9 protein-coding genes, 2 pseudogenes and 3 other annotated features are annotated in these 15709 nt (G+C 34.8%); of the genes and pseudogenes, 8 read left to right on the top strand and 3 right to left on the bottom strand.

Translation table 11 applies throughout. From position 1 onward, the window contains the following. Positions 1 to 3: 3 nt before the first annotated feature. The 3 genes and pseudogenes from mutL to HRG09_RS17590 all read left to right on the top strand — a co-directional run bounded on the left by mutL (position 4) and on the right by HRG09_RS17590 (position 4638). Positions 4 to 1938, top strand: a complete 1935-nt coding sequence (gene mutL / locus HRG09_RS17600; protein ID WP_174102194.1) for a DNA mismatch repair endonuclease MutL — start codon at positions 4 to 6, stop codon at positions 1936 to 1938. Positions 1939 to 2284: 346 nt separating this feature from the next. After that, a pseudogene (locus HRG09_RS17595) lies at positions 2285 to 2616 on the top strand (branched-chain amino acid transporter permease). 249 nt (positions 2617 to 2865) lie between these two features. Beyond that, positions 2866 to 4638: an adenine deaminase C-terminal domain-containing protein gene (locus HRG09_RS17590; RefSeq protein WP_174102193.1), complete on the top strand. Its 1773-nt coding sequence runs from the start codon at positions 2866 to 2868 to the stop codon at positions 4636 to 4638. A gap of 295 nt (positions 4639 to 4933) precedes the next feature. Here HRG09_RS17590 and HRG09_RS17585 read toward each other — a convergent pair whose 3' ends face one another. Beyond that, positions 4934 to 6280, bottom strand: a complete 1347-nt coding sequence (locus tag HRG09_RS17585; RefSeq protein WP_174102192.1) for an NAD(FAD)-utilizing dehydrogenase — start codon at positions 6278 to 6280, stop codon at positions 4934 to 4936. A gap of 418 nt (positions 6281 to 6698) precedes the next feature. Further along, a complete protein-coding gene (gene brnQ, locus HRG09_RS17580) occupies positions 6699 to 8063 on the bottom strand; it encodes a branched-chain amino acid transport system II carrier protein (RefSeq protein WP_174102191.1) in 1365 nt (454 codons plus the stop codon). Positions 8064 to 8186: 123 nt separating this feature from the next. Next, positions 8187 to 8440: a binding site (T-box leader), on the bottom strand. A gap of 58 nt (positions 8441 to 8498) precedes the next feature. Then, positions 8499 to 8752: a binding site (T-box leader), on the bottom strand. A 48-nt stretch (positions 8753 to 8800) separates the two neighbouring features. Continuing rightward, positions 8801 to 9062: a binding site (T-box leader), on the bottom strand. Between the two features lie 623 nt (positions 9063 to 9685). On the opposite strand from brnQ, the gene HRG09_RS17575 reads away from it, so the two are divergent. From HRG09_RS17575 to HRG09_RS17560, 4 genes and pseudogenes are all read left to right on the top strand, one after another. Beyond that, positions 9686 to 11077, top strand: coding sequence for an amino acid permease (locus HRG09_RS17575; RefSeq protein ID WP_174102190.1), 1392 nt, complete (start codon positions 9686 to 9688; stop codon positions 11075 to 11077). Positions 11078 to 11441: 364 nt separating this feature from the next. Further along, positions 11442 to 11631 (top strand): annotated as a pseudogene (locus HRG09_RS17570) (hypothetical protein). A 488-nt stretch (positions 11632 to 12119) separates the two neighbouring features. Next, entirely contained in the window at positions 12120 to 13556 is a 1437-nt protein-coding gene (pdxR, locus tag HRG09_RS17565) for a MocR-like pyridoxine biosynthesis transcription factor PdxR (RefSeq protein WP_174102189.1), read from the top strand. Positions 13557 to 13606: 50 nt separating this feature from the next. Further along, the gene (locus tag HRG09_RS17560) at positions 13607 to 14029 is read left to right on the top strand and encodes a YfmQ family protein (RefSeq protein ID WP_174102188.1); all 423 of its coding nucleotides are present in this window, start codon (positions 13607 to 13609) and stop codon (positions 14027 to 14029) included. 102 nt (positions 14030 to 14131) lie between these two features. On the opposite strand, the gene HRG09_RS17555 is transcribed toward HRG09_RS17560, so the two are convergent. Continuing rightward, positions 14132 to 14821 carry a Crp/Fnr family transcriptional regulator gene (locus HRG09_RS17555; protein ID WP_174102187.1) on the bottom strand — a complete coding sequence of 230 codons (690 nt, stop codon included), beginning with the start codon at positions 14819 to 14821 and terminating at the stop codon, positions 14132 to 14134. Positions 14822 to 14894: 73 nt separating this feature from the next. On the opposite strand from HRG09_RS17555, the gene HRG09_RS17550 reads away from it, so the two are divergent. Continuing rightward, positions 14895 to 15683, top strand: a complete 789-nt coding sequence (locus tag HRG09_RS17550) for an HAD-IIB family hydrolase (RefSeq protein WP_174102186.1) — start codon at positions 14895 to 14897, stop codon at positions 15681 to 15683. Positions 15684 to 15709 lie beyond the last annotated feature (26 nt).

Here is a 15709-nt window from a genome sequence, read left to right as displayed (position 1 = left end):
TAGATGGGGAAAATTCGCAAACTCGATGATCAACTCTCAAACTTAATTGCAGCTGGAGAAGTAGTCGAACGCCCGGCTTCGGTTGTAAAAGAACTTGTCGAAAATTCCATCGATGCGAATAGTACATCTATTGAAATCCACTTAGAAGAAGCTGGGTTATCGAAGATTCGCATCATCGATAATGGGGATGGCATTGATGAAGAAGATTGTATTGTTGCCTTTGAACGACATGCAACAAGCAAAATTAAGGATGAAAATGATCTGTTTCGAATCCGGACGTTAGGTTTCCGTGGCGAGGCATTGCCAAGTATTGCATCTGTTAGTGAATTAGAGTTAATCACAAGCACAGGAGATGCACCAGGTACACATCTTGTTATTAAAGGTGGAGACATTATAAAGCAGGAAAAAACAGCGAGCCGTAAAGGAACAGATATTACAGTTCAAAACCTGTTTTTTAATACGCCCGCGCGCCTTAAATATATGAAAACAATTCATACAGAGCTTGGTAATATTACAGACATTGTGTATCGCATTGCAATGTCCCATCCAGAGGTATCTTTGAAGCTATTTCATAATGAGAAAAAATTGCTTCATACATCTGGAAATGGTGATGTGAGACAAGTACTTGCAGCTATTTACAGTATTCAAGTTGCAAAAAAATTAATTCCGATTGAAGCAGAATCATTAGATTTTACCATTCGTGGCTATGTCACATTGCCTGAAGTAACGAGAGCATCTCGTAACTACATGTCAACGATTGTAAATGGCCGCTACGTTCGAAACTATGTACTAATGAAAGCAATCCAGCAAGGGTATCATACATTGCTTCCAGTTGGGCGTTATCCAATCGGTTTCTTATCGATTGAGATGGATCCAATGCTAGTTGACGTTAACGTCCATCCAGCAAAATTAGAAGTGCGTTTTAGTAAAGAGCAGGAACTCCTGCAATTAATCGAAAGCACATTACAAGATGCATTTAAAAAAATACAACTTATTCCAGATGCTGGAGTGACAACGAAGAAAAAAGAAAAAGACCAAAGTGTGCAAGAACAATTCTATTTTGAGCATACAAAGCCCAAAGAGCCACCTATGCCTAATATCGTCTTACCAACTGGGATGGATGAGAAGCAAGAAGAAGTGAGTACAATAAAACAAAAGCCCGCGCCGCAACTTTGGCAACCACCGAAGCAAGAATGGCAGCCTCCTGAGTCTTTAGTAAGAGAAGAAAATAAATGGCAACCGTCTAAGCCAATCATTGAAGAATCACTTTCAGAAGCAAAAGATTGGGGTAGCAGCGATGATGAGTTTGAATTAGAAGAAGAGGAAGAAATCCAAGAAATTGAAATGAACGGAAACGATTTACCACCGCTTTATCCAATTGGGCAAATGCATGGAACTTATATTTTCGCTCAAAATGATAAAGGCTTATATATGATTGACCAGCATGCAGCGCAAGAGCGAATTAATTATGAATATTTCCGTGATAAAGTAGGTCAAGTAACACAAGAAGTACAGGAGTTACTTGTACCATATCGTATTGATTTATCGCTTACTGAATTCTTACGTGTCGAAGAACAATTAGAGGAATTGAAAAAGGTAGGATTGTTCCTAGAACAATTTGGTCATCAATCCTTTATTGTTCGCTCACATCCAACATGGTTTCCAAAAGGGAAAGAAACAGAGATTATTGACGAAATGATGCAGCAAGTCGTTAAACTAAAAAAAGTCGATATTAAAAAGTTACGTGAAGAAGCAGCCATCATGATGAGCTGTAAAGCATCAATTAAAGCGAATCAATATTTAACAAACGATCAAATCTTTGCTTTACTGGAAGAACTGCGTACAACAACAAATCCATACACATGTCCGCATGGTAGACCGATTCTTGTGCATCATTCGACTTATGAACTGGAGAAGATGTTTAAGCGGGTTATGTAGTAGTTGTGTACCGTTTATAAAAAGATATATCCGTTATTCTTAGGAAGTAAAAGTTTCTGAATTAAAGAGCCCTCCGAAAAGTTGTTTTCGGAGGGCTCTTTGTTTTTATGTTTAAATATATATTTTTTTCTTATAGAGTAAATGATACAGTTGTTGACTATCTTGATAGACGTTTTCTTCTTATGTAACAAAAATGTTCATTTTATCTTTTTTAAGGTGGCCTGTTTCTTGGCTTAATATATAAATTGATGAGATGTTTCGTAAGGTTTTTAGTATTGGATTTTTTTGCTTTTAAATTAGCTGAGATATTGTCTTAATGTTTCTAATCCTATTTTCAACTCATCGTATGACGATGAGTTTATTACAGCAAATTATCATAATTGCCATGGTTATTTTAGGTACAATGCTTACAAGGTTTCTTCCATTTGTAGTTTTTCCGTCAGGTAAACCTACACCACAGTATATCCAGTACCTCGGCAGGTACTACCTTCGGCGGTGATAGGTCTTTTAGTCATTTACTGTTTCAAGGATGTGAACTTATTATCCGGTAGTCATGGCGTTCCTGAACTGATTGCGGTAACAGTGGTAGTATTGCTTCACTTCTGGAAGAGACAAATGCTTTTCTCCATAGCTGGGGGAACAATCATCTATATGATGTTAGTGCAATTGGGTTTTTAATTACTTCCATTTAATATTTTAGATGAGCAAAATCTGATAGCAACAAGGGAAGCTGTTTCTTATCGTAAAGATCACTATTTAATTGAATAATTTGAATTTTTGTGTTTTAAAGGATAGGATTATTAATATAGACTATCTTATAAATGATAGTCTATGACTTTTTAATTTTGATTTAGTGTTAGTTAATTTAAATGATGTACTACAAGCTGAATACGAAGATAATAGCTTGTTGATATGGAGGGGAATATATTGCTACAAAGTCACTTTGGATGGTCTAATAAACAAATAAGAAAACATGTTGAGATACTTGAAGGTACTAGAAGTCCGCATATCTTATTAAAGAATGCGACCTATTTAAATTCATATATGCGTGATTGGGTTATGGCCAATATTTGGATTTTTGATGATCGTATTATATATGTAGGAGAAAAATTGCCACAACAACTAAGTGATTGTGAAGTAATTGATTGTCATGGAAAGTATGTAGTACCTGGTTATATCGAACCGCATGCACACCCTTATCAATTATATAATCCTCAGACATTAGCGAATCATGCGATGCAATTAGGTACAACAACTTTAATTAACGATAATTTGACTATATTTTTTGAACTACAACGTGAAGTAGCATTTGGTTTATTAGATGAGTTACAAACTATTCCTGCAAGTATGTATTGGTGGTGCCGTTACGATGGGCAAAGCGAATTGCAAAATGATAGGTTGATATTTAACAATGAGGAAATATTGGCATGGCTTAAGCATGAAGCAGTTCTTCAAGGTGGTGAACTAACAGCATGGCCGAAATTATTAAATGGCGATGAACAGATGCTATCTTGGATACAGGAAACAAAAAGGTTAAAGAAAAAAGTAGAAGGGCATTTTCCAGGAGCATCCGAAACAACTTTAGCAAAGCTAATGTTGCTGGGGACTGATTGTGATCATGAAGCAATGACAGGTCAGGAAGCCTTAACACGTCTTATGCATGGTTACACAGTATCTCTTAGAAACTCTTCTATCCGACCGGATTTAAAAATTTTACTAAAAGAATTACTGGAATTAGGTGTTCGTCAATTTGATAGATTCTTCTTTACAACAGACGGTTCGCACCCGTCTTTTTATGAAAATGGTATGAATGATACAATGATTGCAATAGCAATAAAACAAGGAATCCCATTAATAGATGCTTATCATATGGCAAGTTATAATATTGCTCGTTATTATAATATGGAGCATCTACATGGTACGATTGCTACAGCAAGAATTGCTAATATTAATATATTGGAAAGTAAAGAAAATCCTACTCCAATTAGTGTTATTGCAAAAGGACAATGGATTAAACGTGATGGAATAAATAAAAATGAATCATTAAACGTAGAATGGGATAAATTCCAAGTAGTTCCTTTACAATTAGACTGGTGTTTACAGAAAGAAGATATGATTTTTTCTGATGCAAATGGTATAAAGTTATTGAATAATGTTATTACAAAGCCATATGTTAGTGAAATTGATTTAAACTGTGATGAACTTTCTTTTGAACATGATGAATGTTTCCTTATGATGATTGCTCGTGATGGTACTTGGCGAGTTAATACAGTAGTGAAAGGTTTTGCAAATCGATTAGGAGGCTTTGCAAGCTCTTATTCCGGTACGGGTGATATCATTCTTATTGGAAAGAGTAAAGAAGATATGCGAAGTGCTTTTAAAAGAGTGAAAGAAATCGGTGGTGGAATAGTAATAACTGAAAGGAATAAAATTTTACATGAAATTTCTCTACCTTTATTAGGGATCATGTCCGACTTAGAAATGAGTTCCTTAATACAGGAAGAGAAAATGATGGTGAAATTACTTCAGGAACGAGGTTATCACTTTAATGACCCGTCCTTTACGTTATTATTCTTCTCTGCAACACATCTACCTTTCATTAGAATGACACCAATTGGGTTATACGATGTGAAAAATAGAAAGGTCCTTGTTTCTCCCATAAAACGAAATTTACATATGATAGGTGAAATAAGTAATTAGTCATATTTCATTAGGATACTATTTTCAAATCAATTGAAAATAGTATCCTAATGAAACAAGCAATTCAAATTATTATAATGGGAAGAACAACCAACTATCTCATGAAGTAGTTGGTTGTTTTTTATTTGTAAGTAAATTTAAAAGCTGTATTGTATCCCGCAAATTTAGGGCAGTAGGACCCCGATTGGTAAAAGATAACCTCCAGTAGGGAATGAAGCACCCGCATTGATGGAAATTTCACTTTATATAATGAGTTGTTATTTATCGTAAGTGTAGGATTAAATAGTGTATATAATTAAGGTGTTGAATGATGTGATAAATACTCTCCAACATACAGACCACTTGCTGCTGCTTGAGATAATGAATGAGTAATGCCCGAACAATCTCCAATCAAATATAATCCTTTAATAGTTGTCTCAAATCTTTCGATGATTTTAATCGTAGGAGCATAAAACTTCCCATCAATCCCATATAGTAGTGTATCCTTGTCAATAGGTTCTTCGATAAATTGTTCTAAACGTAACAAAAATTCTTTGAGGGCTTCAATATATAATGGAGGAATTTCTTTATTAAGATCTCCATAATCTCCCTGTAGTGTAGGTTGTATACGATTATATTTCATCATTCTTTCTACTGTAGGTTGTTTTTTTAATAAATCCTCTAAGCGCTGCACAACAATTCGATCTCGTCCCTGATTAATTCCTCTAATAATTTTTTTTGCGTATAAATTGGCCTCTTTGAGAGTATGGAAATAGCGTGGAATAAATAAAGTGAAATTTAAATTAGAAGTGCCATTATCTTGCTCTCGAAAGTTTTGACCGTCGGGCATAACTAAACCTTCTTCATACTTACGAATAATACGTCCTTTTGGATTCATACAGTAAGTAGTTGCTGTGAAATTTTTATGTTGATAAGAAAGTTTTGTTTCAAATGTGTCTTTTAATATCGAGCGTAGCTGATATTCTTTCATCTCTACTCTGATACCTAAATCTACACGAGCTTGCTCCTGTACAATTCCAAGAGAAGAGCATTTTTCTTTTAACCAGTCTGCCCCAGAACGCCCAGTTGCAAATACCACCTGTCTAGAGTGAATAACCCCTTGATTTGTAGTTATTTTAAAATGTTGCTCCTGCTTAACAATATATTGTACATCTATATGAAATTGGATATCTATCTTGGTACGTAAAAATTCATAGAGTTGCTGAAAAATGTTTGTTGAAAGTGTAGTACCTAGATGTCTTACTTGTGTTGATAACATCTGTAAATCGCACGCTTCAGCTTTTTGGGTAAGGCTTTGATTCTCTGTTGAATATTTTGGAGTTATGTTTCCGCCAAACCGACATAGAATCTCGTCTACTTCATCCATTAGTTTTAGAAAAGTTTTTTTACCTACTTTTTGTTCCAGTTCTCCTCCGAACCCATTTGTGTAATTAAATTTCCCTTCAGATTTCCCTAAACCACCAAAGCCAAAATATTTATCACATGTATTACAAGTACATGAATTGCCCGTATCTAAAGGACAATTTCTATGTTCTAATGGTTTGCCTTTATCAAGAATTAAAATTTTTTTGTCGCTTTTAGCTAGTACATAAGCCATAAAAACAGCACTTACTCCAGCACCAATGATTGTAACATCATACATATTCTTTCACCTGCTATTGAATAGTTTGCTTGCTATTTTTCTAGTGTATAACAAGTTTTCGAAGTTGGGAAATAGCTTATCTTTGTTAGAGGGATAAACGCTTTTTCTCATACGTTATTAGAGAGTGAATACAATGGATTATTCTTTCATTGATTGCGATATTATTTGTATTTTTTCTCTAATAATCTATTTATCCCGCATTAACGGGCAGTAAGACTCCTACTTCAAGATTCAGAGAGAAACGGAGAAGATAGATGGGGGATGAAGAAAACCCCACTGATTAAAGTTTCATTTTATTGTAAGAACTAGCTGTAAATAATGAAGCAGCCAAATCAAGGTTCAGTAATAGTAAAAAAGTGTGCAAGTAAGTAACTGTTTATACACATAAAGAGGATACCCTATAAAGGCATCCTTTCTTTTACTTAGTAGATAACATTTTATCATTTTGTACCTCTGATTCATTATGGGAAAAATAATCATTTCTTAATATTCCCCATAAATAGCCTACAAAAGCTCCAAATATTGCAGGTAAAATCCAACCCATTCCCACCGTATATAATGGAATAAAATGATAAAGGCTTTCGATAACATGTATTTCAATGTTACTTTGCTTTAAGCCATCAACGATACTAATGAAAGCTGTTCCTGCTAAACTACCTACGTAAACAGATGAGTATCCTTTAAAAGATTTATGAAAAAAAGATAAAATAATTAAAACGATGGTTAAAGGATAAATCATAGTTAATATTGGAACAGAAAATAATATAATTTGAGTTAAACCTAGGTTAGCAAGAGACATACTAATGAAACAAAGAATTCCAATCCATGTTTTATAACTAAAATATGGAATAATTCTAGAAAAATATTGACCACAAGAAGTGATAAGGCCAATGGATGTCGTTAAGCAAGCAAGAGTAAATACTAATCCTAATAGGATACTACCTGAATTCCCAAATAAATGAGTAGTCACAACTGTTAAAATAAGTCCACCATTTTCAGTTGAAGGAATCAAAGACTGGCTAGTAGCTCCTAAATGCGCTAGCATCAGATAAATAATTGCTAAAAAAGCGCCTGCAATTATCCCCGTCTTAATAGTGATATGCGTTATCTTTTTTGAATCATGGATACCTCTTTTTTTAATTGCTGTAATAACAACACTTCCAAAAAGAAGAGCAGATAAAGCGTCCATTGTTAAGTAACCATCTATAACGCCTTTAAATATAGCGGTATGTTCATACTTTTGAGATGGTATTCCGTATTCTCCAATTGGATGTAATATACTTTGAATAAATATAATCGCAATAATTCCTAGTATAATGGGAGTTAAAACTTTACCAATTCGATCAAATAATTTAGAAGGATTTAGACATAACCAAAAATTTAAAGAAAAATAAAGAATGGTATAAATAAAAAGTGATAAACCTTGGGTCTTTAACTCATTCGGAAGAAACGGAACAGCCCCCATTTCAAAAGCTACACTTCCTGCACGTGGAATAACTAAAAATGGACCAAGACATAAGTATGTTATGAGTGTGAAGGTTATTGAAAATTTTGGATGTACATGATTGGTTAATGCTTGTAAACTTCCGAACTTAGCGATAGCAGTTACACCTAATATTGGTAGACCAACTGAAGTAATAAGGAAACCCATCATTCCTTCCCAAATATTTGCTCCAGCGGCATGCCCTAAGGAAGGGGGGAAAATCAGGTTGCCTGCTCCAAAAAATAGAGCGAATAACATAAGACCGATATATAAGTTATCTTTCGTTGGAAAATTTTTCATTTTTCATTCCTCCTGCTTTCATCTTTTTAATTTCTATGACTTTTTTAATGTCTTTTAATTTAATTTTTACGTAGAAAATAAAAAAACTCACCTCCACAATCAAATATGCATAATATGCTTGATTGCTGAGGCGAGATAATCGCGGTACCACCCAACTTTTCTATTTCCTCACGGTAAATAGACTTAGTAAGTCAATATGACTTTAGTTCGATAACGAGAACTATATCGTTGCTTTCTACTAGATACAATTTTTCCATCTTTCAAAAGCAAAGCTCTAAGACTACCTTCAAAGAGGTTTCATAATCGTTCTCTCAGCCAGTGGAACGACTCTCTGTGTATGAGAATTCTCTTTTACTCCTTCTTTTCAACGCCATTATGTATTCAATTTATATAAAAAGCCCCAACATTTGATTGATTCTTGAAAAATCAATCAAATGTTGGGGCGAGGTTATCACGGTACCACCCAACTTTTCTATTTCCTTACGGTAAATAGACTTAGTAAGTCAATATGACTTTAGTTCAGTAACGAGAACCATATCGTTGCTTTCTACTGGATACAATTTTTCCACCTTTCAAAAGCAAAGCTCCAAGACTACCTTCAAAGGGGTCTCATAATCGTTCTCTCAGCCAGTGGAACGACTCTCTGTGTATGAGAATTCTCTTTTACTCCTTCTTTTCAACGCTGTTATGTATTCAATTCATATAAAAAGCCCCAATATTTGATTCTGAAAATCAAATATTGGGGCGAAAGTATCACGGTACCACCCAATTTCCCCTATTTCCCTCACGAAAAACAGGCTTTATAAGTTTAACGAATAAAATTAAACTTAGGTCTGCTAACGGGACCAACCGTTACTTACTAATCTAGACATGAAATAGCTATTTCACAAGTAAAGCTCCAAGGCTACCTTCAATGATTCGATCGTTACCACCCTTTCAGCCTTGGGGCAGCTCTCTGATACGCTCCTAATCATCTACTCTCCTCTTCATCGCAGATAAAATCATGACAAATTACATGTGCTTAAGTTGTTATAACGGATTATAAAAAAATATAAGCTATTCTGTCAATACATTTTTTGATCAACTCATCATTTCGCATTCTTAGGATTTGATTGAAAGGCGAGATTCCTATGTATAAAAATACTAGTATTATTAAATTTGGTAGACTATTCCAATGATTTTTAGAGTTAAGGAAAATTGTTTCATTCGGTATTTCCATATTTTTTTGGAGTACACGATAAGAAAAAAAGAGGTTTTGATATTTAGTCTTAGGATCAATGGTGAGTAACTATTCCTAAAAATTTTTATATATTCAAAAAATATTTATTGGTAATTTGAATAATGAAAATATCGCTGTTTGTTACTAATATATTTAGTATTCCCTAATCGATTAACCCATATTAATTTCCAAGAAAAGTAATTGTATTTTTCAGACAAATCAATTATTATAAAATAAGTAATTTTATGAAGAAAGGAAGATAGGGGAATTTGTTCTAATTGTTAGGAATGAGTTTAGAGCAGCTTTAAAAGAGAGAAAATGACGCTTGCTTTATCACTTTGTTACCTAATAAAAATTGTAATATTGTATGTTGCTTATGAATCGTGGATGAGGAGGAAGTAAAGTGGCAAATAAAGAACTAAAAAGAGGATTGGAAGCGCGTCATATTCAAATGATTGCCTTGGGTGGTACAATTGGTGTTGGTTTATTTATGGGATCAGCCAGCACGATTCGGTGGACAGGCCCATCGGTAATGTTAGCTTATGCAATTGCCGGGATTTTTATATTTTTCATTATGCGTGCGATGGGAGAAATGTTGTATGTAGAGCCTGGTACAGGTTCATTTGCGACATTTGGCCATAAGTATATACACCCATTAGCAGGATATATGACAGCATGGAGTAACTGGTTCCAGTGGGTGATTGTTGGGATGTCAGAAATTATAGCAGTTGGGGCATACATGCAGTACTGGTTCCCGGATCTGCCTGCTTGGGTGCCAGGTATCATCACAATGGTGATTCTTGGTGCGGCAAATTTAATTTCTGTTAAATCATTTGGTGAATTTGAATTTTGGTTTGCGATGATTAAAATTGTTACCATTGTGTTAATGATTATTGCAGGATTTGGACTTATCTTCTTTGGACTTGGTAACGGAGGGAATGCGATTGGATTATCGAACCTTTGGGAAAACGGCGGCTTCTTTACGGGTGGTTGGTCAGGGTTCTTCTTTGCGCTATCACTAGTTGTTGGGGCTTACCAAGGCGTTGAATTAATTGGAATTACAGCTGGTGAAGCAAAAGATCCGAAAAAAACGTTAACGAAAGCAATTCAAAGTACAATTTGGCGTATTTTAATTTTCTATATCGGTGCAATTTTTGTTATTGTAACTGTTTATCCTTGGGATCAACTCAACTCAATTGGCAGCCCGTTTGTAGCAACTTTTGCGAAAATTGGGATTACAGCAGCAGCTGGACTGATTAACTTTGTTGTAATCACAGCTGCAATGTCTGGATGTAACAGTGGTATTTACAGTGCAGGTCGCATGCTTTATACATTAGGGGTGAATGGACAAGCACCAAAATACTTCACAAAAATTTCCCGTAATGGTGTGCCTTTATTTGGTACGGTTGGTGTGTTGATTGGTTTAGCAGTTGGTGTTATTTTAAGTTATATTGCACCAAAAAACTTATTCGTGTATGTATACAGCGCAAGTGTACTTCCTGGTATGGTTCCGTGGTTTGTCATTCTGATTAGTCAAATTCGATTCAGAAAAGCAAAAGGAGCTGAAATGGAAAATCATCCGTTCAAAATGCCTTTTGCGCCTGTTACAAATTATGTAACGATTGCCTTTTTAGTTATGGTATTAATCGGTATGTGGTTCAATGAAGATACACGAATTTCACTTATTGTAGGTATTGTTTTCCTAGCGATCGTTGTCATTAGTTTTTATGCTTTTGGAATAGGAAAACGTGTTCCAGTAGATGTTCAAACAGAGAATGAAGTGGTTAACCGTTAATTCACGTAATACTATTAAAAATTTTTGATGTAGGTATAAAAAATTTACAAGTATATTGGAGAGCTAATATAAAGCAAACAACCGGTGAGAAAGACTCATTAGGTTGTTTGCTTTTTTGTATTGTTCTTTTTATTTTTTAGTGGTAGCAATTACTTAGAAACACTATTTTTCGCCTGTAAAGTGGATGAGCAAAAAGACGTGAAAGTGGATGGTCCTTTTGAAATGGATATCCCTTATTATAAAAGAGAAGAGTAGTATGCTTTAAGTATCTTGATTATGTTCTCATCCAAAAAATATAGAGTTTTTTAAGTTAAACGATTCGGTTTTCTGTTCAAATAGACTGGTTTTAGAAAGGAGAAAGCCAATGAAATTTGCAATTTTATTAGTTATTATTATTGTAATTGGATCACTTTCGGGAACGGTGTTCGTTACAAGAAACGCGGAGGAGAATTACGGTCAGTCTACGAAGCAGAATATGAAGAATTTGTATTTATATCGTCCTTCTCTTAAGTCTGCTTATAGGAGTTACGTGGTATGCGATTGCTGTCTTGTAGTCTTTCTACTTTTGATAAATAGGTAGCCTAAATGAAATGGAATGTTTATTTTTTTAATACTATTCTTTTACCTTGCATTAAGAGGCAGTAAGACGCCTACCTCAAAGTTCAGCAAAAGCAAAGAAGTTAGGTGGGAGTCGGGCTTTCCGTAAAAGCCCGATTGGTGAGAGCTAATAATGAGTGCGAGATGAAGAAACCCCCCACTGATTAAAGTTTCACTTTATAAGGATAGAGAGGTAGCACTTTTTAACGTAAAGAAGCTCCAGTCCTCAATATGTGAATGTACAATAGAGGTGAAAATTCAATTCGTGTATATGTTTAGTTACTACTATTTACATTGTAGAATGAGGGAATATCTTCATAGTTCGGGATGAATAGGGTAGGTTAAATGCAAACAGGGAAATACTTAGTATATAACAAACAGAGGTTAACACCTTAATTTTATTTTAATTAATAAAAAGTCTGCTAATAAGAGAGGAGGGGATTAGATGGAATGGAGACCAAATCGTGCAGATAAAATGCCAGTCTATAAACAAATTGCTGAATATATAGAACGGGGGATTTCTTCAGGAGAATTTTCTTCAGATAGTATGTTACCTTCGGAACGTAATTCAGCAAAAGAGCTGCAAGTGAACCGTAGTACGGTAGTAGCAGCATATGAGGAACTGAAATCACTCGGGGTAGTAGAGAGAACAAAAGGAAGCGGAACGCGTGTTAATACAGATATATGGGGGGTATCACGTAAACGTACGCCAAACTGGGGGAGATATGTAGAAGATGGTTCATTTCTTCCAAATCTGCCGCTAGTTCAACATATTCGAACGGAAACACAAAAGGATGATTTGATTAATTTGGCAAGTGGTGAGTTGTCACGGGATTTGTTTCCTGCTGACCAGTTTCGCAGGATTCTCTCAGAACAAATATTTATGGAGAATCTAGGATATGATCATCCACAAGGAAATGAAAAGTTACGGGAAACGATTTCTTCACATGTGGATAAATATAAAAATATCGATGTTGATCCACGTTCTATTCTAATTACATCAGGAGCTCAACAAGCAATTAATCTTATCGTTCAATGCTTGCTTAAACCGGGAGATGCGATTGCGATTGAAGATCCATCGTATTGTTTTTCACTTCCGATGTTTAAATCCGCTGGGTTAAAAATATTCCATTTACCTGTGGATCAACATGGAATGAATCCAGATGATTTGATAGATTTACATAGAAAACATCGAATTCGAATGGTATTTCTAAATCCAGATTATCAGAATCCAACAGGAACGGTCCTTTCAATGTCTCGTCGCAAAAAGGTTTTGGAATTGTCATCTGAATTTGGTATACCGATTGTGGAAGATGATCCTTATAGCTTAACTTCGTTCAATGGTGAGGTAAATCCAACCTTAAAATCTATGGATATGAATGGAAATGTTTTATATATTAGTTCATTATCGAAAATCGTAGCATCTGGACTACGAATTGGGTGGGTGATTGGTCCACCTCGGGTTATTGAGCGTTTAGCAGATGCAAAGCAGCAAGTAGATTTTGGGCATAGTGTTTTTCCACAATGGATAGCAAATCAATTTTTAGAATTAGAAAATTTTCATACGCATATTTCTATGCTTCGTAAACAACTGAAACAGAGAAGGGATCAATTAATCACAAGCCTTAGGGGAACTTTAGGTAATCAGGTTACCTTTCATGTTCCAGAAGGCGGTATCCATTTGTGGTGTCAAGTGCAGGGCTCAAGTGATGACTATCATTTATTAGAAAAAGGGATACAAAATGGTGTAGCTTTTGTTCCAGGAAGCGTTTTAGGTTCGAGAAAAGAATATGTACGTTTTACTTTTGGAAGAGCGAACACAGATCTTATTCATGTAGGGATTAAAAGATTTGTAGAGACACTAAATAGTATCGGGCGATAATAGGAATCATGTAATAATAAGAATTTAGAATGTAGTGGAGATGATAAAATATGACGACCTGGTTTGTAGTTATGTTAGCACTTTTTGGTGGACTAAAAATATTAGTTTCAAGTATTCCAACTTCTGTTGTGGAGTCTTTAGTCAGTAGGTTTGAATTACACTCACAACTTAATGAGAAAGCGGCTACTGTAACTTTTGATGGGAAATGTTTAAAAGGGGAAGATAAAATTCAAATCATTAATCAGTTTAACGAAGCGATATTTTTAGAGAAATACTATTTTCCACCACAGCATGATGGGATTCCATTGGTGATTGAGACAAAGAGAGGCAAATCTGATGTTAAGTTCTCGATTTACAGTTTCGATGATCGTGTTGATGTGATTAAACAATATAAGAAGAAAGTGGTTGCGTATAGTTTGCGTTCTAAAACACTTCAAAGCCGTCCTTTGTTAGTAGCGGGAGATGTAGTTTAACGGATTGCTTAAAAACCATTTACAAGGAAAAAATATAAAGAGAAGGAGCAATTGGAATGAGTTGCTCCTTTTTGGAATGCAACCATATTTAGTATGACGATATTACTCGTATCTTAAACCATTAGAAATACGTTCAATAGATTCCCAATCTTTCACGGTAATTTGATTGTTTTCTTTGCGAATGACATTCGTTACACTTAATTTTTCAATCACGCGATTTAAATGTCGAGTTGTAGTACCGATAAGTGAAGCGATCTCGTGATGATCTGTTGTACGGATTTCTCTCCCGAATAGTTTAGAGGTATTTCGTATTGTGCATAAGTAACTTGCAAATCGTGTTTCCACTGAAGCTAGCAAATTAATACGTGAGGCAGTCGTACATGTTTGTAGTTTGTAAGTCACATGGCGTAAAAGTTCTTGTGAAAAATTAATGTCATGTAAAAGTACTTTATTAACATAGTGTTTATTGATAAAAATAAAATCGGTTTTTTCTGCAGCACTTACATGAGATTGTATATTTACATTTTGAATGAGTTCAATATCACCCATAATGGAAACGGCAGAACAAAATCGAAGTAATAATGCTTTTCCTGTAATCACGCTTGTCGTGATTTTTGTGCGTCCAGATATTTGAATGTATAGGCCGTCAATAGCTTCTCCTTCGTGTAACACAATCTCTTTTACATCAAATCGTCGAATTTGAAATGGGTGATGAGGATGTGTAAATAGTTTCTGTATATGTTCATTTGCTAAGTAAGTTGATAGCAGCAAGTCGTCTTCAATCTTTTTCATGATTTTTCTCCTTTTTCGGACATCTGTCCTGTTCATTATAAAAGAATTCTTTTACATTAAAAAGGAAGGAGTGATGTATATGAAATTTATTTTTGATATTGATGGTACAATTTGTTTCAAAGGTAGGCCGTTAACCGAAGGAATTATTCAAGCATTAGATACTTGTCATGCTAGAGGACATGAAATCATATTTGCATCTGCTAGACCAATAAGAGATTTATTACCTGTTATACCAAGGCATATGCATCACTATTCAATGATTGGTGGGAATGGAGCATTTGTTGCAAAAGAAGGAAAAGTCATTCAGGTTACACCATTTGATAAATCAACAATGAAGTCTATTCGGTCATTAATAGAGGAGCATCACCTTGCTTATTTGATCGATAGTCAATGGGATTATGCTTATACTGGAATTGAAAATCACCCAATTTATCGCAACATAGATCCCGGTAAATTAGCTGCTAATATATCGATTTATTGCATCGATGAAATGGTGAAAGTTGTGTTGTTCCCTGGTGGGAATGAAGAAAAATTAGTGCAAGTGTTAAATGAACTACCTGTGCAAATGTATGCACATCATCAAGAGGATATTATTGATATAAGTCCATTAGGGATTGATAAATGGAAAGGATTACAAAAGTTAGGGATAGAAGAAGGATCATTCATCGCTTTCGGTAACGATGCAAATGATGTGCCAATGTTTTTGCATGCAAAAGAAGGAATTTGTATTGGTGAGCATAAAATGTTGCGCTCCGTTGCATCTATGAGCCTACAGAGTAATGAGCAATGTATTATTGAAAAAATTATTAAGTTATCAGACATAGAATCTAGAAATACAAGGGACTTAATAAGAAACCTTTAAAGCAAATTAGAAGTTAGTTTCTAATT

This window comes from Bacillus sp. Xin1, from assembly GCF_013314535.1.
Classification (GTDB): domain Bacteria; phylum Bacillota; class Bacilli; order Bacillales; family Bacillaceae_G; genus Bacillus_A.
Note: the sequence above shows the minus strand (reverse complement) of the source record. Positions and strands in the feature narration are given on the sequence as shown.

Excerpts from the sequence above, each read along its gene's own strand:
- mutL (WP_174102194.1), top strand. The coding sequence starts at position 4 with ATGGGGAAAATTCGCAAACTCGATGATCAACTCTCAAACTTAATTGCA.
- HRG09_RS17560 (WP_174102188.1), top strand. The coding sequence starts at position 13,607 with ATGACGACCTGGTTTGTAGTTATGTTAGCACTTTTTGGTGGACTAAAA.
- HRG09_RS17555 (WP_174102187.1), bottom strand. The coding sequence starts at position 14,821 with ATGAAAAAGATTGAAGACGACTTGCTGCTATCAACTTACTTAGCAAAT.
- pdxR (WP_174102189.1), top strand. The coding sequence starts at position 12,120 with ATGGAATGGAGACCAAATCGTGCAGATAAAATGCCAGTCTATAAACAA.
- brnQ (WP_174102191.1), bottom strand. The coding sequence starts at position 8,063 with ATGAAAAATTTTCCAACGAAAGATAACTTATATATCGGTCTTATGTTA.
- HRG09_RS17585 (WP_174102192.1), bottom strand. The coding sequence starts at position 6,280 with ATGTATGATGTTACAATCATTGGTGCTGGAGTAAGTGCTGTTTTTATG.
- HRG09_RS17550 (WP_174102186.1), top strand. The coding sequence starts at position 14,895 with ATGTATATGAAATTTATTTTTGATATTGATGGTACAATTTGTTTCAAA.